Annotated in this window: 13 protein-coding genes; 7 read left to right on the top strand and 6 right to left on the bottom strand. The window is 58.3% G+C overall.

Annotated features, from left to right (window positions below; translation table 11 throughout):
• The first annotated feature begins 18 nt into the window (after positions 1-18).
• Positions 19-1,638 (top strand): methyl-accepting chemotaxis protein, encoded by a 1,620-nt coding sequence (locus AC4ANK_RS15515; RefSeq protein ID WP_460385044.1) that lies wholly within the window; start codon positions 19-21, stop codon positions 1,636-1,638.
• Between the two features lie 226 nt (positions 1,639-1,864).
• Here the strand turns inward: AC4ANK_RS15515 and AC4ANK_RS15510 are convergent, their stop codons facing one another.
• The gene (locus tag AC4ANK_RS15510) at positions 1,865-2,779 is read right to left on the bottom strand and encodes a LysR family transcriptional regulator (RefSeq protein WP_002553328.1); all 915 of its coding nucleotides are present in this window, start codon (positions 2,777-2,779) and stop codon (positions 1,865-1,867) included.
• A gap of 309 nt (positions 2,780-3,088) precedes the next feature.
• Between AC4ANK_RS15510 and AC4ANK_RS15505 the strand changes: the two genes are divergently transcribed.
• The 5 genes from AC4ANK_RS15505 (at position 3,089) to pgm (ending at position 11,908) form a co-directional block, all read left to right on the top strand.
• Positions 3,089-4,111, top strand: a complete 1,023-nt coding sequence (locus AC4ANK_RS15505) for a zinc-dependent alcohol dehydrogenase family protein (protein WP_002553329.1) — start codon at positions 3,089-3,091, stop codon at positions 4,109-4,111.
• 601 nt (positions 4,112-4,712) lie between these two features.
• Positions 4,713-6,215 (top strand): hypothetical protein, encoded by a 1,503-nt coding sequence (locus tag AC4ANK_RS15500; protein WP_002553330.1) that lies wholly within the window; start codon positions 4,713-4,715, stop codon positions 6,213-6,215.
• 91 nt (positions 6,216-6,306) lie between these two features.
• A complete protein-coding gene (locus AC4ANK_RS15495) occupies positions 6,307-7,713 on the top strand; it encodes an aminotransferase-like domain-containing protein (RefSeq protein ID WP_002553331.1) in 1,407 nt (468 codons plus the stop codon).
• A 105-nt stretch (positions 7,714-7,818) separates the two neighbouring features.
• Entirely contained in the window at positions 7,819-10,146 is a 2,328-nt protein-coding gene (locus tag AC4ANK_RS15490; RefSeq protein WP_002553332.1) for an ATP-dependent DNA helicase, read from the top strand.
• Positions 10,147-10,261: 115 nt separating this feature from the next.
• Positions 10,262-11,908 (top strand): phosphoglucomutase (alpha-D-glucose-1,6-bisphosphate-dependent), encoded by a 1,647-nt coding sequence (gene pgm / locus AC4ANK_RS15485; protein WP_460385048.1) that lies wholly within the window; start codon positions 10,262-10,264, stop codon positions 11,906-11,908.
• Between the two features lie 74 nt (positions 11,909-11,982).
• Here the strand turns inward: pgm and AC4ANK_RS15480 are convergent, their stop codons facing one another.
• A complete protein-coding gene (locus AC4ANK_RS15480; RefSeq protein WP_002553334.1) occupies positions 11,983-12,258 on the bottom strand; it encodes a peptidylprolyl isomerase in 276 nt (91 codons plus the stop codon).
• A gap of 123 nt (positions 12,259-12,381) precedes the next feature.
• On the opposite strand from AC4ANK_RS15480, the gene AC4ANK_RS15475 reads away from it, so the two are divergent.
• The gene (locus AC4ANK_RS15475; RefSeq protein WP_002553335.1) at positions 12,382-13,551 is read left to right on the top strand and encodes a PilT/PilU family type 4a pilus ATPase; all 1,170 of its coding nucleotides are present in this window, start codon (positions 12,382-12,384) and stop codon (positions 13,549-13,551) included.
• A 50-nt stretch (positions 13,552-13,601) separates the two neighbouring features.
• Here AC4ANK_RS15475 and AC4ANK_RS15470 read toward each other — a convergent pair whose 3' ends face one another.
• Genes AC4ANK_RS15470 through AC4ANK_RS15455 form a run of 4 tightly spaced genes read right to left on the bottom strand, consistent with a single transcriptional unit; the run spans position 13,602 to position 19,136 of the window.
• Positions 13,602-15,179, bottom strand: coding sequence for an ABC transporter ATP-binding protein (locus AC4ANK_RS15470; protein ID WP_031594725.1), 1,578 nt, complete (start codon positions 15,177-15,179; stop codon positions 13,602-13,604).
• Position 15,180: 1 nt separating this feature from the next.
• Positions 15,181-16,203 (bottom strand): ABC transporter permease, encoded by a 1,023-nt coding sequence (locus AC4ANK_RS15465; RefSeq protein WP_005732025.1) that lies wholly within the window; start codon positions 16,201-16,203, stop codon positions 15,181-15,183.
• On the bottom strand, positions 16,203-17,267 hold the full coding sequence (locus AC4ANK_RS15460; protein WP_002553338.1) for a microcin C ABC transporter permease YejB: 1,065 nt from the start codon (positions 17,265-17,267) through the stop codon (positions 16,203-16,205). Before AC4ANK_RS15460 ends, AC4ANK_RS15465 begins: the two co-directional genes overlap by 1 nt.
• Positions 17,268-19,136 carry an extracellular solute-binding protein gene (locus AC4ANK_RS15455; RefSeq protein WP_002553339.1) on the bottom strand — a complete coding sequence of 623 codons (1,869 nt, stop codon included), beginning with the start codon at positions 19,134-19,136 and terminating at the stop codon, positions 17,268-17,270. It lies immediately after the preceding gene.
• Positions 19,137-19,171 lie beyond the last annotated feature (35 nt).

The raw sequence follows: 19,171 nt of genomic DNA, 5'->3' as shown, positions 1-19,171 counted from the left end.
TAAAGGCAGGAATCTCGAATGCGCCTCCGAAACCTCAATTTAGCTCCCCGAGCTGCCTTGTTTTTCACGTCAATCATCGTATTGGTATTCGTGCTGGGGGTATTTGCAGTCCTGCAAATGGGCAAGCTCAGAGACGCCGAGAAAGACGTCGAACTCAATTGGATGGCCAGCATCCGCCAAACGGCGTTGATGAACACCACGATCCTTCGCCTGAGGCTCGAAACGCAGCGAGGCCTTGCTGATCCTCAATCCATTCAAAAGACTATTGAAAGCTTCGCTGGCTACCGTAAGGCATTCACCGAAGCGGTGGCGAACTATGAGCCCCTCATCGCCGATGAAAAGGAGCGATCGTTTTATATTCCGGTAAAAAATAGTGCTGATGCCTATGCCAAACAACTGGATATTCTTGAGCCTTTGATGAGACAGGGTGATATCGCGGCTGCGGTCAGCCTGGTGAGTACCAGCATCCGCCCTCTGACGAACACGATGGAGGTGCAGATCAAAGACCTCACCAACTTTAACAACGAAGGCGCTGCACGGGCCGGGCAAACTGCGACGGATCTCTATGAAAACGGCCTGTGGCTTGTTGTCGGCCTGATAGCGGGTGTCGTTATCTTGACGGTCGGTTTAGCATTACTGCTGACGAAAAGTATTACCTCCCCGATTAACGACGCGCTGTCTGTCGCTGAGCGCATCGCAGCCAGTGACCTCTCCAAAGAGGTCTTGGTAAGCGGGACCGATGAAGCGGGGAGACTGTTGAAAGCGCTCGCGCAGATGCAGGCAAACCTGCGCGCCACCATCATGCAGATATCCGATTCCTCTACTCAGTTGGCTTCTGCGTCTGAAGAGATGACGGCGGTTACCGAGGAGTCGAGTCGCGGCCTTGTTTCCCAGAACGATGAAGTCAATCAGACAGCGACAGCGGTCACAGAAATGAGCGCTGCCGTTGATGAGGTCGCTCGTAATGCCGAGTCAGCCTCCGAAGAGTCCAAACGTACCCAAGGCTATACCGAGGTAGGTTTGGCGCGGGTGGCTCAGACGTTAAAGTCAATTCAAAAGCTGAACGGTAACGTTGAAAACACGAGCGAGCAGATTCAAGGGTTGTCAGACCGTGCTCAGAGCATCACCAAGGTTGTCGAGGTAATCAGGGCCATTGCAGAGCAAACCAACCTGTTGGCGTTGAACGCCGCCATCGAAGCCGCACGGGCGGGCGAGCAAGGCCGTGGATTTGCGGTGGTGGCTGACGAAGTAAGGGCTTTAGCCCATCGCACCCAGGTGTCTACTCAAGAAATCGAGCAGATGATTGCTGCCATTCAGAGCGATTCTGACCTGGCCGTGAAGGCAATGAATACGAGCAGAGACCTTGCGACCGAATCACTTGGCGTTGCCCAAGAGGCCAGTACCTCGCTGGATCAAATATCAACGGCCATTATTCAAATCAATGAACGCAACCTCATGATCGCGACCGCTTCTGAAGAACAGTCTCATGTCGCTCGAGAGGTGGACCGAAATCTGGTCAGCATTCGTGAGCTTACGACACAGAGTGCTGCTGGAGCCGCGCAAACCGCGAGTGCGTGCGGCGAAATGTCAAAGCTGGCGGTTAATCTGAATCAGTTGGTTAATCGGTTTGTTGTGTGAGAACGGTTTTGGGGGCTGTATCCAGTTCCAGCATGAACGCCTTGAGGAGTGGGTCTTCCACCGCAGGGCTTGATTGCTTGATCAAGTTACAGCCGCCCGTGTGTGCAGTGAGGTAAAGCATGTCCTCAGATGTGCCCCCCAGTGTAGAAATCCACTGGAAGTGAATTTAGCTTCATGGTTTGTGGAAAGGCAGACATGATCAGCTGAACGGCCTGCCTGCCGACGCCTAAAGACTATCCGGATCGCCAAAAAACATCTGAATCCGCGACCTCAACCAACGCTCCCCCGGATCATTATCCTGCGCCCCCCTCCAGGCCATGTGCAGCTCAAACGTACGCGTCTCGATCGGCAGGTCTTCAGACCGAACGCCCCCAGCGGCTGTTAGCACCTGCGCAGCATAGTCAGGCACGGTGGCGATGATGTCGGTGCCGGTCAGCAGTGTCGCCAGGCCATTGAACTGGGGCACGGCGAGGACGACGTGGCGTTTGCGGTCGATTTTTTCCAGGTGCTCGTCAATGAACCCGCTCAGGTCGCCGGCGAAGGAGACCAGTGCGTGGGGGCGGGCGCAGAAATCGTCGAGGCTCAAGGGGCCGGGTATCGAGTCGGCCCGCAGTAATTGCGGCTTGCTCCTGCGCAGAACCTTGCGCTTGGCGTTGGCAGGCAGGTCCTGAGTGTAGCTGACGCCGACCGAGATTTCACCCGAGGCCAGCAATGGCGGCATGAGGATGTAATTGACGCGTCTGACCACCAGCACAATCCCCGGAGCTTCGGAGCGCAGGCGTTTGAGCAGGGTGGGCAGCAAGGCAAACTCGACGTCGTCCGACAAACCGATGCGGAACACTGAAGTGCTGGTGGCCGGGTCGAACTCTGAAGCACGGCTGACCGCTGTCGAGATGGAGTCGAGTGCCGGGGAAAGCAGGCCGAATATTTCTGTGGCGCGGGCGGTGGGCTCCATGCTCCGTCCGGTACGCACGAACAGTGGGTCGTCGAACAGGCCACGCAGGCGAGAAAGTGCTGCGCTGATGGCTGGCTGGCCCAGAAACAGCTTTTCCGCCGCACGTGTAACGCTGCGCTCATGCATCAGGGTTTCGAAAACGATGAGCAGATTGAGGTCGACGCGACGCAGGTCGTTACGATTCATGCGGAATATCTCGGGCCATTTGTCGGTTGGGACGTGAGCAGGGTGCGATAGTACGAGCAAATGCGGGTTTGGCGCAGGGAAAATTAATGGCAAGGCCACGGAATGTCCACATGGCTTGCAATGTCTCGTCGACATGCGAACAATGGCGGCCATTACGCATCGTGGCTTCCAGACGCTTTCTGGCTGCGACATGCAGCTCACAGGACACAATCGATGACAGGCATGTCGACTATCAATAGCCACCGATAGTGTTCCCGGCAATGCCCGGATAAAGTTTGTGGCATCAAGGTTTACCAGGCGAGGTTCTAAATGTCCCGCACGATCCGTTTTCACCAGTTTGGCCCGGCCGAGGTGCTCAAGCTCGAAGAGCATCCTGTCGCGTCGCCTGTTACCGGCGAGGTGCAGGTGCGCGTCCAGGCCATCGGTGTCAGCTGGTACGACGTTCTCTGGCGACAAAATCTCGCGTCTACCCAGGCCCGGCTGCCTGCTGGCCTGGGTTATGAGATGGCTGGCGTGGTGACTGCGCTGGGCGACGGGGTCGACGATTTGCAAGTCGGCGACAAGGTCGCCAGCTTTCCGGCAGCCGATGCCAACCAGCACCCGGTCTATGGCGAAACCATCGTATTGCCGCGTCGGGCATTGACTCGCTACCCGGATGTGCTTTCGCCGGTCGAGGCCAGCGTGCATTACACACCTTATCTGGTGGCGTACTTTGCCTATGTTGACCTGGCGCGTATCAAGTCCGGGCAAACCGTGCTGGTCACCGACGCCAGCCACTGTTCCGGTCCTGCTTTCGTGCAGTTGGGCAAGGCGTTGGGTGCCCGGGTGATCGCCGCGACCAAGACTGAAGATGCCCGTGAGTATTTACAGTCTCTGGGTGCCGACAAGGTGGTGGTCACCGAAGAGCAGGACTTGTTGATGGCAATCAACAAGTACACCGAAAACCGTGGTGTCGATGCTGTTTTCGATGGCCTCGGTGGCCCGCAGATGTCGATCATGGGTGATGTGCTCGCGCCACGCGGCAGCCTTGTGTTGTATGGCCTGCAAGGCGGTAATCAGACGCCGTTCCCGGCCTGCGCTGCGTTCCAGAAGAACATTCAGTTCTACGTGCACTGCCTGGGCAATTTCACCGGCAAGCCTGAACTGGGTATTACTCAGGATGAGGCTGCACTGCAACGCGCCTTGCAGCAGATCAATCAAATGACCGCCGACAAGGTACTTGCGCCGTTGCAGACACGCAGCTTCCCGTTCGAGCAGGTGGTGCAGGCGCACCGTTACATGGATGTCTGCCCGATTGGCGGGCGTGCGGTGCTGGAAGTCGAGTCGGTCTGACTCGGCAGCTTTCAAGTTTAAGCGTGTTATCGAAAAAGCCTTCCGAATGGAAGGCTTTTTGCATTCTATTGTGAAATCCCTGCCATTAATTAAACGTCATTTGAATAACGCATCGTCGAGCCTGTGTGGGTGCGCTAACGGTGAGTGAGAATTAAAAAAAGATAACCACAACAGATAAGTTTACGTCAGGCTCAATTTGTTTATTCAGGTTTATTGGCTCTGTCAGTTAGCGTGATCCATAAATGTTATTTCCTACGAGCTTTGATGAAAACATGATTGAGCGCAAAGCCTGCCGGTCACTGGAGCGCCTTGAGCGGCCAGCCTTATGGCTGGCGGCATTGCGCCGTGGTGAGTCAGTCGCGCAGTATGCAAGTAATCGAGGTATTAAACAGTAAGTTTAGTGGCGGGGAGAACGTTCGGAAGGCTGTACTGTTTTTAAGCACAAACTGTGTCTTGTAATTGTGTTCGCGATATTGATAATGCGTCGGTAATTACCACTCAGGGAATGAGTCATGCTCGACTATAAACTTGGTTGTCAGCTTGATGTTCAATGTTCTGCCTGCACCGTGTCGCGTTTTGAGCGACAGGCAGGTGACACACAATGAGCTCTATCCACGAACAGGCAATGAATTACGTCTATCAGCAAGTATTGCAACGTTTGCTGGGGTATTTCACCCGTGCGGAACGCACGGCGTTGCAGTTGTTGATTCAGCGATTGATTGTCGCGGCTGGCGGGATCGAGCGAATTTCCGGTTTCAAGGTGCTGGTGGCGTTCGGCGGTGGCAAGGACAGTGCCTACACGCTGGCCTTTTTGCGCGCCGCCCAGTTGAGCATTGCCTGTCGATCGCCCGGTACGTTCAATTTGCGGGTCGCCAATCGACGCCACGCGGGAATGACACCCGCGGTGATGGATAACATCAACCGCACCTATTCAGCATTGTTTCTGTATGACGACCCGCGCGTCGAAACGCTGGTGATCGACAACCAGTACACCCAGGCCTTCGAGCCGGATCTGCCTTTTTCCAGCGCAGGGCGCGAGCAGAATCGCCTGGACATGCTGCTCGGTGGACATCTGTCCGCAGGTGACGCGCGCACCACGTTTTGCAATACCTGCTATCTGGGGCTGGCGGAATTTCTGGGGCGCGCGTTGAGCTGGGGTAACGGTGTCGATGCTGTGGTCAGCGGCGATTCACGCATGGAGCAGCGGCAGTACGCGACGTGGATCATGCGTCTGGCCCAGCGCACCGGGCAATACACGGGCAGTTGGGGCAACCAGACGCTGACTGGCGTACTCAAGGTCATCGACACGATCGGCCAAGCGTATTACCACGAACTGTACGGGGACGGCGAAGACAGCCCGCGGGCAAACCGATCCATAGCGGTCCCTGAAAAAGCCAACGCGCCAGCCTTTATCACCATCGCCGATCTGGTCAGTTGCAAGGCAGACGAGCACTGGAACCTGCTGACTGAATTCCTTGATTTCCGCTTCGATGATCTGTCGTTCAGCTTCAGTGAGTCCGATTGCGCCAACCCTTTGCTGATGGCTCATATGCGGGGCCTGACTGCGCAGTACCTGCAAGAGCGAAATTATGCCGACGGGATAGCCGAATACCTTGAGCTGGCAACATCGCTGATGCGCAGAAAGCAGATGCCGCCACGATTGATCGATCAGGCGCTCAGCGCTTATGCCGGGCGGGCGCGAATCGAGACGCGTCGCGAGCTGGCCTCAGGCTTCGCTCAGGAGGGGTTTGGCCTGAAAGAGACTCAACTGGTCTGCATGCTGTTCTCGCCATTCGTCAATCAGGGCGATGGCCTTGAATCATTTCTGCGCCGCTGCCATCCCGGCATGCTGGTGGCACTGCCGGATCTGCACAAGGTGCTCTCGGGCTCGACGGCCCCGGATCAAGTGATGCAGTGGCTGGTGGATATCAGCGGTCTGAGCCTCCAATCGCTGCAAAACCTTTACGGCAAACAACGGGTGAACTTCGATGACCCGCATTCGATCATCGCCAGAATTCGCGCTGCCGATCCTGACAAACGCCGAATCATGACCGTTGACCCGGCGACCGGTCAGGCAGTGGTCGAGATGCTTTCCGGGCGCTGAACCAGTTTCGGATCATGGCTGCTGTCGGCAACCGGCATCAGTCATGTCGCGACTTTCTAAAGCCTGGTCTGGCTGAGCGGCGGATACCTGGATGAAAAACAACATGGATTTCGCTTACCAGGCGGTTTACCGCTATCTGGTGCGGCTGGTTGACCAGCAACAAGGCGAGCTGGCGCTGAAGATGCCATCACTGCGACAGCTGGCGCAGCGACTGAGCGTATCTATATCCACGGTGCAAAGCGCCTATTCGCTACTGGAAAAGGAAGGGCGCGTCTATTCGCTTCCCAAGTCGGGCTATTACTCGGCACCGTGCAGCGGGAACAGGGCGGGGCGGGCATGTTCTGACAGCGATGGCGATCTGTTACACGTACTGTGCGATAACGCCAGTCGTCCGGGCATGTCGCTGCTGGGTTGCGATGAACCGACCCTTCTGCATGCACAGGAAAGTCCGCTACCGGCAATGGAGCGAGAACTGACTCGGCATTATCCGCGCCTGCGGGAGCCAGGTTTTCAGCCGCTCGGCGAGCCAGAGCTGCGCACCGCGTTGGCAGCCCGCTACACCCGTGATGCAGAACACTGCTGGCACGCTGACAATGTCTATATCGCTCCAGACCTGCATGGGGCGTTCAAGGCCGTTATCGAAACGTTGGGGCTGCGTGGCACTGTGGTGTTGGTGGAGTCGCCCTGCGCCTGGGCGTTGCTGCGCTTGCTGCAATCGTTCGACATTCGCGTTATCGAGCTGCCACTGCACGAGACCGGCAGCCTTGATCCTGCGCGACTCGATAACCTGTTGCGCGACAATGATATCGGGCTTGCCGTGTTGCCTTCTTTACTGAACCCGGTGCGAGGCAGCATGCGCCCTCCGGGTAACAGCGAGGCCGTTGCGCAAGCGTTAAATCGCCATCAAGTCTGGGTGCTGGAAAATGACAGCCATGCGGGTGTGCAATTTGCTTACGAGCAGATCCCTCTGCGCCACTGGGTTGACCCGCAGCGTCTGGTGATTATCGGCGCATTTGACAAGAGTCTTGGGCCTGAAGCCCCTTACGGCTATCTGCTGTGCAAAACCCTTGAGGTGCGCTGGCAGCAGTATTTTTGGCTGCGAGCATTCGAACTGCCGCCGATTCGTCAGCGAGCCATTGCCAGGCTGTGCAGCAGTGGTCGTCTGGACAGGCAACTGATGGCGTTGCGAGAAACCCTGGCCAGACGCATGCAGTCGATGACGAGGCAACTGGATGAACAGACGGTTGGAACGTTGCGTTATCAGGTACTCGAGGGCGGCTGCGGCGTCTGGGCCGAGAGCATGCATCCCGTAGACATGCGCCAGGTCTTCGACAGGCTGCTGGCCCAGCGCATCGTCATTACTCCCGGCGAACTGTTCAGTTTGCAAAACCGCTATGGGCAGCATTTATGGGTCAGCTACGCCATCGACTGGAGTCAGGATCCGGCCGCGCGCCTGGCCGCGTTGGGAGAAGCGTTAACGCAGGCGCGTCTGCACTAGGCACTGACATCGCAAGCCGTCGATCCATTTATGTTTGCCAGACGTGATTCAAGGCTGTTAACTGGACGCCTGTCCAGTATTCACAACCTACGGCTTCCCAGCGCAGTGACCCCGACCGCCCCTGTAAAACCCGACTCCGAGCCAGCCCTCATCAGTGACTCGCCTGCACGTTATGTCGTGGCCGTGCGCGCACTGTGCGAGTTCACCGCCAAGGTCGGCGATCTTGACCTGCGCTTCACACCATCACCCACGGCTCAGGAAGGGATTGCCGGACACCGCACGGTCGCGTCGCGTCGCGGTGCTGACTACCAGGCCGAGCTCTCATTGAGTGGTGACTATCGCGAGCTGACGGTAAGGGGCAGGGTGGACGGGTACGACGCCGGTCGCAATCAATTGGAAGAAGTGAAGACCTATCGCGGCGAGCTGGATGCGATGCCCGCCAACCATCGTCGATTGCACTGGGCACAGGTGAAGGTCTACGGCTGGCTGCTTTGCCAGCGTCTGCAACTTGAACAAGTGACGCTGGCACTGGTGTATTTCAACATTGTCAGCGAGCAGGAAACCCTGATTCGCGAGCCATTCAGTGCAACGACGCTGCAACAGTTCTTCGAGCAACAGTGCACGATATTCCTTGGCTGGGCGCAGCAACAGATGGCGCATACGCAGGCGCTGCACAAGACGCTGGGCAGCCTGAAGTTCCCTCACGCGTCCTTTCGAACCGGGCAACGGGTGCTGGCCGAGTCGGTGTACAAGGCGGTGAGCACCGGCTGTTGTCTGATGGCTCAGGCACCCACGGGCATCGGCAAGACGGTGGGCACGCTGTTTCCATTGCTCAAGGCGGCGCCCGGTCAGCAGCTTGACAAGATTTTCTTCCTCACCGCCAAGACTCCCGGGCGTCGGCTGGCACTGGATGCGCTTGAGGTCATCAATCACAGTGCGCCGGAGCTAAAGCTGCGGGTGTTGGAACTGGTGGCGCGGGACAAGGCCTGCGAGCATCTGGACAAGGCTTGTAACGGAGATTCCTGTCCACTGGCCAATGGCTTTTACGATCGTCTGCCAGCGGCCCGCGCCGCTGCACTTGAGTCGCCCTGGCTGAATCAGGCCAGCGTGCGCGAGGCCGCATTGCGGCATCAGGTCTGTCCGTATTACCTCAGCCAGGAACTGGCACACTGGGCTGATGTAGTAATCGCTGATTACAATTATTACTTCGACCTCAGTGCGCTGCTGTTCGGCCTCGGCCAGCTCAATCAGTGGCGCGTGGCGGTGCTGGTCGACGAAGCGCACAACATGGTCGAGCGGGCCCGGCAGATGTACAGCGCCAGTCTTGATCAGAGCCAGTTGAAAGCCCTGATCCAGACGTCGCCCGAACCCGTTAAAAAAGCCTTGCAGCGTCTCGACCGGCAATGGAATGCGCTGCACAAAGTGCAGCCCGCTGCCTATCAGGCGTATTCGGCGGCACCGGAAAAATTCATCGGCAGCCTGAACCAGTGCATCTCGACCATCGGTGATCATTTCAACGAGCACCCGCAGGCAGTGGATGGCACGTTGCAGGGTTTCTATCTGGAAGCCATCGGCTTTGCACGCATCGCCGAGCTGTTCGACGAGCATTTCATATTCGACATCACCCGGCGCGAGGCGGGCGGCAAGCGCATCCTGTCGCGCCTCAGCCTGCGTAACGTGGTTCCAGCACGCTTCATCCGTCCGCGCCTGACCGCTGCGCGCAGCACCGTGCTGTTTTCCGCAACGCTCAACCCGCGGCATTACTATGCGGACCTGCTCGGGCTGCCGGTCAACACAGCGTGGATCAATGTGGAATCACCGTTTAATCACGACCAACTCGACGTGCGGATTGTCAGCCGCATTTCCACCCGTTTCACTCATCGTCAGGCCTCGCTGGCACCGATTGTCGAGCTGATGGCGGAGCAGTTCGAAGCGCGGCCAGGTAACTACCTGGCGTTTTTCAGCAGTTTTGATTACCTGCAACAAGTGGCTGAACTGATGGCGCAGACTCATCCGCACATCACCCTCTGGCAGCAGGCGCGGGGCATGGGCGAGAGTGAGCGTCACGCGTTTCTCGACCGCTTTACCCTGAGCAGTCAGGGCATCGGTTTTGCCGTACTGGGCGGTGCCTTTGGTGAGGGCATCGACTTGCCGGGCGCACGGTTGATCGGCGCGTTCATCGCCACGCTGGGGCTGCCGCAGCTCAACCCGGTCAACGAGCAGTTCAAGCAGCGCATGGCCGCATTGTTCGGTGCTGGCTACGACTACACCTATCTTTACCCCGGCGTGCAAAAGGTGGTGCAGGCCGCTGGACGGGTGATCCGCAGCCAGAGTGATCGTGGCGTGGTGATGCTGATCGACGATCGTTTTGCCGAGCACAAGGTCAGGCAGCTGTTTCCGGCGTGGTGGCGGCCTGAAACGTCAACGGCTTAGGGATCGATACTCAAGCAGTGCTGTCGAACTGCCAGTAAACTGCCGCATCGATTATGTTTTTACCTGCAGCAAGTCTTTATTTTTTCTCTGTATTTCATTTCTTAGTGGAGGTTGTATGAGTCTCAGTCCTTTCGCCGGCAAGCTGGCACCTGCGCAGTTACTGGTCGATATTCCGAGACTGGTCACGGCTTACTACACCGGTCAACCTGATGCATCGGTACCTACTCAACGCGTTGCGTTCGGCACTTCCGGACACCGTGGCACGTCGTTCGATCTGGGCTTCAACGAATGGCACGTGTTGGCTATCAGCCAGGCGATCTGCCTGTACCGAAAGGCAAATGGTATCGACGGCCCTTTGTTCCTTGGGGCTGATACTCATGCGTTGTCCACGCCAGCCGCTGCCACCGCTCTTGAAGTGCTGGCCGCCAACGGCGTTGAGGTGATGATCTCGCAAGGCGATGAATACACGCCAACCCCTGCGGTGTCTCACGCCATTATCTGTTACAACCGTGGCCGTACTTCGGGGCTGGCTGATGGCATCGTCATCACGCCGTCGCACAACCCGCCGCAAAGCGGTGGCTTCAAGTACAACCCGCCCAATGGCGGCCCGGCTGACAGTGATATCACCAAGTGGATCGAGAACAAGGCCAACGAACTGCTGGCCGAGAAAGTCACTGGCGTTTCACGCATCAGCCATGAAAAAGCACTGCGTGCCGACACCACTCACCGCCATGACTACGTCAACACTTACGTAGCCGACCTGAAGAACGTCATTGATCTGGACGCTATTCGCGATTCGGGTCTGCGTCTCGGTGTCGACCCGCTGGGTGGGGCCGGGGTGAACTACTGGTCGGCGATTGGCGAGCATTACGGCCTGAACCTGGATGTGGTCAATAAGTTTGTCGATCCTACGTTCCGTTTCATGACCGTTGACTGGGACGGCCAGATTCGTATGGACCCGTCTTCCAGCCATGCCATGCAGAGCCTGATCGGTCTCAAGGACCGTTATCAAGTGGCATTTGCCTGTGACCCGGATCACGACCGCCACGGCATCGTGACCCCGAGCGGTGGCCTGATGACGCCCAACAGCTACTTGGCGGTATCCATCGACTACCTGTTCCAGAACCGTCCTGAGTGGCGCGCCGATGCGGCAGTCGGCAAGACTGTGGTCAGCAGCGGCATGATTGATCGTGTGGCTGCGCGCCTGGGTCGACGCCTGTACGAAGTGCCGGTCGGCTTCAAGTATTTCGCGCAGGGCCTGTTCGAGGGTTCGTTGGGCTTTGGCGGTGAAGAAAGCGCCGGCGCCTCGTTCCTGCGCCGCGACGGTACTGTCTGGACCACCGACAAGGACGGTCTGATTCCTGCCTTGCTGGCTGTGGAAATCACTGCCCGTACCGGTCGTGACCCAAGCGAAACGTACAAGACCATGACCGACGAGCTGGGCGAGCCGTTCTCGACCCGCGTCGACGCCAAGGCCAACCCGCAACAGAAGGCGCTGCTGAGCAAGCTGTCGCCAGAGCAGGTGACTTCCACCGAGCTGGCGGGGGAGCCGATTCAGAAGGTGCTTAGCAACGCGCCAGGTAATGATCAGGCGTTCGGTGGCGTGAAAGTCATGACTGAAAACGGCTGGTTTGCGGCACGCCCTTCAGGCACCGAGGACATCTACAAGATCTACGCCGAGAGTTTTGTCAGCGAAGATCACCTCAAGCGCCTGGTGGCAGAAGCTCAAGTGCTGGTGGACGGGGCGATTTCGCCGAAATAATCACTGCTTTCGTCAAGGCCCGAAAAACCTCGAACCTCAACCGGTTCGGGGTTTTTCAGCTTTTGACCTGTGGCTCAGTCGCGATAGAAGACCTGCACCAGGTGATAACCGAATTTGCTTTTGATCGGGCCGTGCACCACGCGTAGCGGCTTCTTGAAGATCACCTGATCGATGGCACCGACCATTTGCCCAGGCCTGACTTCGCCCAGATCACCGCCACGTTTGCCGGATGGGCAGCTAGAATGCTTTTTAGCCAGCACGTCAAACGCCTCACCCTTGGCAATGCGCAGCTTGAGCTGTTCGGCCTCTTCGGCGGTTTTCACCAGAATATGGCGGGCTTGGGCTTTCATGTCGCAATATCACCTGCTGCAAAAGGCTGCCATTATGCCTGCTCTTGCTGAGCGACGCCCGCGCGTCACGCGTGCCGTCATGACGGTCGTCGTCTTTTTACTTCATTTTGTACGGTATTGATTATGGATTTTCCGGCGCTGTTGAAGATTCTGGCCAGTCAGGACGGATCGGACCTGTATCTTTCCACCGGAGCGCCTCCGTGCGCCAAGTTCAACGGCGTGCTCAAGCCGCTGGGCAGTGAAACCCTCAAACCGGGCGAGGTGGCGGTGATTGCCCAGGGGCTGATGGACGAGGAGCAGAAGCTCGAATTCCTGCGCGAACTGGAGATGAACCTTGCTGTTTCGCTGGCGGGCATCGGCCGGTTCCGGATCAATATCTTCATGCAGCGTAACGAGGTGTCCATCGTCGCGCGGAATATCAAGCTGGATATTCCGCGTTTCGAGGACCTGTTCCTGCCGCCTGTACTGCTCGATGTGATCATGGAAAAGCACGGCCTGGTGTTGTTCGTCGGTGCCACCGGCTCGGGCAAATCGACCTCGTTGGCAGCGCTGATCGATTACCGCAACCGCAACGCCAGCGGCCATATCATCACCATTGAAGACCCGGTCGAATTCATCCATCGGCACAAGAAGTCCATCGTCAACCAGCGCGAGGTGGGGGTCGATACCCGCAGTTTCCGCGCGGCGCTGAAGAACACGTTGCGTCAGGCTCCGGATGTGATTCTGATCGGCGAAATTCGTGACCGCGAGACCATGGAGCATGCGCTGGCGTTTGCCGACACCGGCCACCTGGCGATCTCGACCCTGCATGCCAACAACGCCAATCAGGCGCTGGACCGGATCATCAACTTCTTCCCGGAAGAGCGTCGTGCGCAGTTGCTGCATGACCTGGGCAATAACCTCAAGGCGTTCGTGTCCCAGCGGCTGGTTAGAACCCCGGACGGCAAACGTCGCGCAGCGGTGGAGGTGATGATGGGCACGCCGACCATTCGCGACCTGATTCAGCGCAATGAACTGACCGAACTCAAGGGCATCATGGAGAAATCCGGCAGCCTCGGTATGCAGACCTTCGACACGGCGTTGTTCAATCTGGCCGTCGAGGGGGCGATCAGCGAGGAGGAAGCGCTGAAGAATGCCGACTCGCAGAACAACGTTCGTCTGCGCCTCAAACTGCACAGTGAAGGCGGAGTCGCCAGCCTGACGGCGCCGCCCCCGGCCCCGATCGGCAGCAGCACGGCAAGTACCGCCGAGTGGGGGCTGGTCGATGACGACGCGCCGGGGCCGCAGGCGTAAATCGGTGAAGCTCCTGCGCCCTCCGGGCAGAAGCTTCGTTGTGGACCAGATTATTCAGGGCGCGCAGCAGCCAGCAATTCCTGTGTATAGGGGTGCTGCGGTGATTCGAACACATCGTGGCTGGCACCGCGCTCGACAACCTTGCCGTCCTTTACCACGATGACATCATGGGCGAGCGCCTTGACCACCGCCAGGTCATGACTGATGAACAGGTACGTCAGGCCGTGCTTTTCCTGAAGCTCGCGCAGCAGTGCGACGATTTGTTTCTGCACGGTGCGGTCCAGCGCCGAGGTAGGCTCGTCGAGCAGAATCAGCGCTGGTTTCAGCACCAGCGCCCGCGCAATGGCGATACGCTGACGTTGACCGCCGGAAAACTCATGGGGGTAGCGATGCCGGCTCTGCGGATCGATGCCGACTTCTTCCAGTGCCCGAATGACCTCTGCATCGCATTTCGTCGGGTTGTACTGGCTGTGTACCTCCAGGCCCTCACTGATGATCTGCGCCACTGACATGCGCGGGCTGAGGCTGCCATAAGGGTCTTGAAAGACCACTTGCATCTCTTTGCGCCACGGGCGCATCTGTTTCTGGCTCAAGCCGTCCAGCGCCTGCCCGCGGAAGCGGATACCGCCGCGTGATTCCAGCAGGCGCAGGATCGCCTGGCCCAGTGTCGACTTGCCGGAACCCGATTCGCCGACGATGCCGAGGGTCTTGCCGCGCTCGATACTCAGGCTGATGTCATCCACCGCCTTGAGGTACTCCTTGTGCCGCCGCAGAATGCCGCCGGTCAGGGAGAACCAGACTTTCAGGTTATCGACCTGCAGAACCGTTTCCCGCGTGTCGCGTGGCAGCGGCTCGCCCGCAGGTTCGGCATCCAGCAGCAGGCGGCTGTAAGGATGCTGCGGCGATTTGAACAACGACTTGCAATCGGACTGCTCGACAATCTCGCCGGCACGCATGACGCAGACGCGCTGCGCCACGCTATGAACCAGATTGAGATCATGACTGATCAACAGCAGCGACATGTCCAGGCGCTGCTGCAGCTCCTTGAGCAGCAAGAGGATCTTGCGTTGCACGGTGACGTCCAGTGCAGTGGTCGGTTCGTCGGCAACCAGCAGTTCCGGCTCGCATGCCAGCGCCATGGCAATCATCACCCGCTGGCGTTGGCCTCCGGACAGTTCGTGCGGGTAGGCTTTCAGGCGTTTTTCCGGCTGCTGAATGCCGACCATTTCCAACAGTTCGACAATGCGCTTCTGCGCTTCACGGCCACTGATGCCGCGATGCAGCAGAAGCGTCTCGCCTATCTGTCGGGCCACGCTGTGCAGCGGGTTCAGCGAGGTCATCGGTTCCTGGAAAATCATGGCAATGCGGTTGCCACGCAGCTCGCGCAGGGTGCGCTGGTCGGCACCCACCAGTTGTTGACCCCGGTAGGTGATGCTGCCAGTGGTCAGCGTACCGTTGTGCGGCAGCAGTTGCAGGATCGAGTGCGCAGTGACGGACTTGCCGGAGCCGGATTCACCCACCAGCGCCAGGCATTCACCGCGGCGTACGTCCAGGCTCAGGTTGCTGACGACCTTTTGCCCGCTGAACGCAACGCTCAGGTCGCGAATTTCGATCAGGTTTTCCGGCATATCAGGACCTCGGGTCAAAGGCATCACGCAGCGCCTCGCCTATGAATACCAGCAGCGTCAAGATCAACGCGAGGGCAAAGAACGCTGTCAGGCCCAGCCAGGGCGCTTGCAGGTTCTGCTTGCCCTGGGCGATCAGTTCGCCCAGTGAAGCGCTGCCCGCTGGCATGCCGAAGCCCAGGAAATCCAGAGCGGTCAGGGTCGAAATGGCACCGGTGAGGATGAACGGCAGATAGCTCAGCGTCGCAGTCATCGCGTTGGGTAGGATATGACGCATGATTATCTTCCGGTCCCCCAGGCCCAGTGCACGCGCTGCCTTGACGTACTCCAGGTTGCGCCCACGGAGGAACTCGGCGCGCACGACATCAACCAGCGTCAGCCAGGAAAACAGCGCCATGATGCCCAGCAGCCACCAGAAATCGGGTTCGACGAAGCCTGACAGGATGATCAGCAGGTACAGCACCGGCAAGCCGGACCAGACCTCCAGCAGACGTTGACCGAGCAAGTCTACCCAGCCGCCGTAATAGCCTTGCAGCGCGCCAGCGGTGATGCCAATCAGCGCGCTGATGAAGGTCAGGACCAGCGCAAACAGGATCGACACCCGAGCGCCGAAAATGACCCGCGCCAGTACATCGCGCGCCTGATCATCGGTGCCGAGCCAGTTGTTCGCTGAGGGCGGGCTGGGGGCCGGGGTAGTCAATTCATAGTTGGGCGTGTCGTCACTGAACGGGACTGGCGGAAACAGCATCCAGCCGTCGCCCTTGGTGATCAACTGGCGCACGTAGTCACTGCGGTAATCCGGCTGGAAGGGCAGTTCGCCGCCAAATTGTTGCTCGGTGTAGCGCTTGAACACCGGAAAGTAGAGCGAGTGCTGGTAACTGACCATCAGTGGTTTGTCATTGGCGATCAGCTCACCGCCCAGAGTCAGTGCAAACAGTGCGCAGAACAGCCACAGCGACCACCAGCCCCGGCGATTGCTGCGAAAGCGCTCCAGACGGCGACGGGCCAGCGGCGAGAGGCTACGCATCATGCATTCCTCGCGCTGAAGTCGATTCGGGGGTCAACCAGCGTGTAGCAGACATCGCCAATCAGTTTTATCAGCAGGCCGAAGACGGTAAAGATGAACAGCGAGCCGAACACCACCGGATAATCCCGCGAAACGGCCGCTTCATAGCTCATGCGGCCCAGGCCATCCAGCGAGAAGATCACCTCGATCAGCAGCGAACCGGCAAAGAACACGCTGATGAACGCCTGCGGAATACCCGACACAACCAGCAGCATTGCATTGCGAAACACATGGCCATAGAGCACGCGCCGCTCGCTCATACCCTTGGCGCGGGCGGTAGTCACATACTGACGGGTTATTTCGTTGAGAAAGGAATGTTTGGTCAGCAGGGTCAGTGTGGCAAAACCGCCGATCACCAGCGCTGAAACAGGCAGCACCAAATGCCAGAAATAGTCAGCGATCTTGCCGACGGTGGTCAGTTGCTCGAAGTTGTCCGAGACCAGCCCGCGCACCGGAAACCAGTTCAGTGACGTGCCACCGCAGAACACCACCACCAGCAGCATGGCGAAAAGGAAGGCTGGCGTGGCGTAACCGATGATGATCGCGGTGCTGCTCCAGATATCGAACTGACTGCCATGTTTGACCGCTTTGCGAATACCCAGCGGGATGGATACCAGGTATGTCAGCAACGTCGCCCAGAGGCCCAATGATATGGAGACCGGCATTTTTTGCAGAATAAGGTCGGTGACCGTGGCACCGCGAAAGAAGCTGTTGCCGAAATCCAGTCGGGCGTAACTCTTCAGCATCAGCCAGAGCCGCTCATGCAAGGGCTTGTCGAAACCGTATTGATGTTCGATCTGTTTGATCAGTACCGGGTCCAGTCCTCGGGACGCTCGGGAGTGTCCGGCACCGGCCGATTCGCTCGCACCGGCGCCCACGGTCGCACCGCCAATTCCCTGCAAGCGCGCAATAGCCTGTTCGACAGGGCCGCCCGGCGCGGCCTGCACGATGAAAAAGTTGACCAGCAAAATGCACAGCAGAGTAGGGATGATCAGCAGCAGGCGACGCAAAATATAGCCGAGCATTCAGTGCATCTCCGAAACGATGGCTGAGGCACCGCGTTTTTCAGCGAACTGCTCATTGGTCAATGGCGTCGGGCTGATTTCCCACCATGTTTCGATGGCTTCATTGTTGCTGGCCTGGATTTTCGGAATGCCGAAACGGTTCCACCAGACGGTGGAGGAGCCTGGCGGGTAATAGTTGGGAATCCAGTAGTAGTTCCACTGTAGTACCCGGTCCAGGCAATGTGCATAGTCGGTCATGGCCTGCTTGTTGTCGGCCTTGAGCAGGCCTGCAATCAAGGTGTCGACGGCGGGGTCCTGAAGCGCCATGTAATTGCTGGAGCCTGGGTCCATCGCTACTTTCGAACCAAAGCTGTTGTACAGCTCGGCCCCGGGCGAGGTAGATACCGGGTAGCCGGTGACAATCATGTCGTAATCGCGGGCCATTACCCGGTTGAGGTATTGCGCGGAATCGATGCGACGAATATCAAAATGAATGCCGATCTGCGCCAGCGTGCGTTTATACGGCAGCAGCATCCGCTCGAAACCATTCTGTGCGTTGAGAAACGTAAAGCTGAAGGGTTCGCCCTGTGCGTTAACCAGTTGGTCGCCCTGCGGCGTCCAGCCAGCCTCTTTCATCAGCGCCAGTGCTTGCAGTTGCTTGTCGCGAATGAAGCCTGTGCCATCGGTTTTTGGTGCCTTGAACACGCTGTCGAACACCTGGTCAGGGACCCTGCCACGCAGCGGCTCAAGGATTTTCAGTTCGGCGGTAGTAGGCAATTCGCTGGCAGCCAGCTCCGAGTTGGAGAAGAAGCTGTCCTGGCGAATGTACATGTTGCGCATCATCTGCCGGTTGGTCCATTCGAAGTCCCAGAGCAACGACAGCGCCTGGCGCACGCGGCGGTCCTGAAACATCGGTCGGCTCAGGTTGAATACGAAGCCCTGTGAGCTTTGCACCGCGCCCTTGGCCAGTTGGGCCTTCTGCAAGCGACCGTCACTGAGTGCCGGGCCGTCATAGCGAATTGAATAGCCGGTCGCTGAAAACTCGCGGTTGTAGTCGTAGGCCCCGCCCTTGAGAACCGTGCGTGCCACGTCAATGTCGCCGAAATACTCGATGCTGAAGGTGTCGAAGTTGTACAGGCCTTTGCTGACCGGCAGGTCTTTGCCCCACCAGCCTGGGTCGCGTTGAAACGTGATGGTGCGCCCCGGGTCGACATGGCTGATGGTGTAAGGCCCGCTGCCCGGAGGAACTTCAAACCCCGCGCCACTGGCGAAGTCGCGGGATTTCCACCAGTGTTCGGGGAATACCGGCAGTGAAGCGAGGTCCAGGGGCAGGGTGCGGCTGTCGCTGTGCTTGAAGTCGAAACGGATCTGCAAGGGGGATTCGACTTCCAGGCCTTTGACCGCCTCAAACTGGGTCCGGTATTGCATGTTGCCTTGGGTCATCAGCAGTTCGTAGGTGTACTTGACGTCGTCGGCGGTAATCGGGGTGCCATCCGCGAAACGCGCCTTCGGGTTGAGGTAAAAGCGCAAGGAAAGGCCGTCTGCACCACGCTCCATTTTCTCGGCGACAAGTCCGTAGACCGTATAAGGCTCATCCATAGAGCGTATGGCCAGCGGGGCATAGAGCAGGCCATTGATCTGCGAAACCCCCATACCTTTGTCGGTAAACGGCATCAAGTGATCGAACTGACCTATTTCAATGGCCGAGCGGCGCATGCTGCCGCCTTTCGGGGCGTCCGGGTTCACATAATCGAAATGTTTGAAGTCGGCAAGGTAGCGCGGGGCCTCGCCGTAAACGGTCAGTGCGTGTTGTGGTGCTGCAGACAGCGATTGAACAACGCAAACGAAGGTCAGCGTGAAGGCGAGCAACGATGAAAAAACAAAACGCATGACTCGAATCCTGACTGACGTTCGCAAGCGAATGT

This window comes from Pseudomonas sp. Pmew2, from assembly GCF_058129885.1.
Note: the sequence above shows the minus strand (reverse complement) of the source record. Positions and strands in the feature narration are given on the sequence as shown.

Bases quoted from the DNA above. Each gene is read 5' to 3' on its own strand.
- AC4ANK_RS15515 (WP_460385044.1), top strand. From the start codon at position 19: ATGCGCCTCCGAAACCTCAATTTAGCTCCCCGAGCTGCCTTGTTTTTC.
- AC4ANK_RS15510 (WP_002553328.1), bottom strand. From the start codon at position 2,779: ATGAATCGTAACGACCTGCGTCGCGTCGACCTCAATCTGCTCATCGTT.
- AC4ANK_RS15505 (WP_002553329.1), top strand. From the start codon at position 3,089: ATGTCCCGCACGATCCGTTTTCACCAGTTTGGCCCGGCCGAGGTGCTC.
- AC4ANK_RS15500 (WP_002553330.1), top strand. From the start codon at position 4,713: ATGAGCTCTATCCACGAACAGGCAATGAATTACGTCTATCAGCAAGTA.
- AC4ANK_RS15495 (WP_002553331.1), top strand. From the start codon at position 6,307: ATGAAAAACAACATGGATTTCGCTTACCAGGCGGTTTACCGCTATCTG.
- pgm (WP_460385048.1), top strand. From the start codon at position 10,262: ATGAGTCTCAGTCCTTTCGCCGGCAAGCTGGCACCTGCGCAGTTACTG.
- AC4ANK_RS15480 (WP_002553334.1), bottom strand. From the start codon at position 12,258: ATGAAAGCCCAAGCCCGCCATATTCTGGTGAAAACCGCCGAAGAGGCC.
- AC4ANK_RS15475 (WP_002553335.1), top strand. From the start codon at position 12,382: ATGGATTTTCCGGCGCTGTTGAAGATTCTGGCCAGTCAGGACGGATCG.
- AC4ANK_RS15470 (WP_031594725.1), bottom strand. From the start codon at position 15,179: ATGCCGGAAAACCTGATCGAAATTCGCGACCTGAGCGTTGCGTTCAGC.
- AC4ANK_RS15465 (WP_005732025.1), bottom strand. From the start codon at position 16,203: ATGCGTAGCCTCTCGCCGCTGGCCCGTCGCCGTCTGGAGCGCTTTCGC.
- AC4ANK_RS15460 (WP_002553338.1), bottom strand. From the start codon at position 17,267: ATGCTCGGCTATATTTTGCGTCGCCTGCTGCTGATCATCCCTACTCTG.
- AC4ANK_RS15455 (WP_002553339.1), bottom strand. From the start codon at position 19,136: ATGCGTTTTGTTTTTTCATCGTTGCTCGCCTTCACGCTGACCTTCGTT.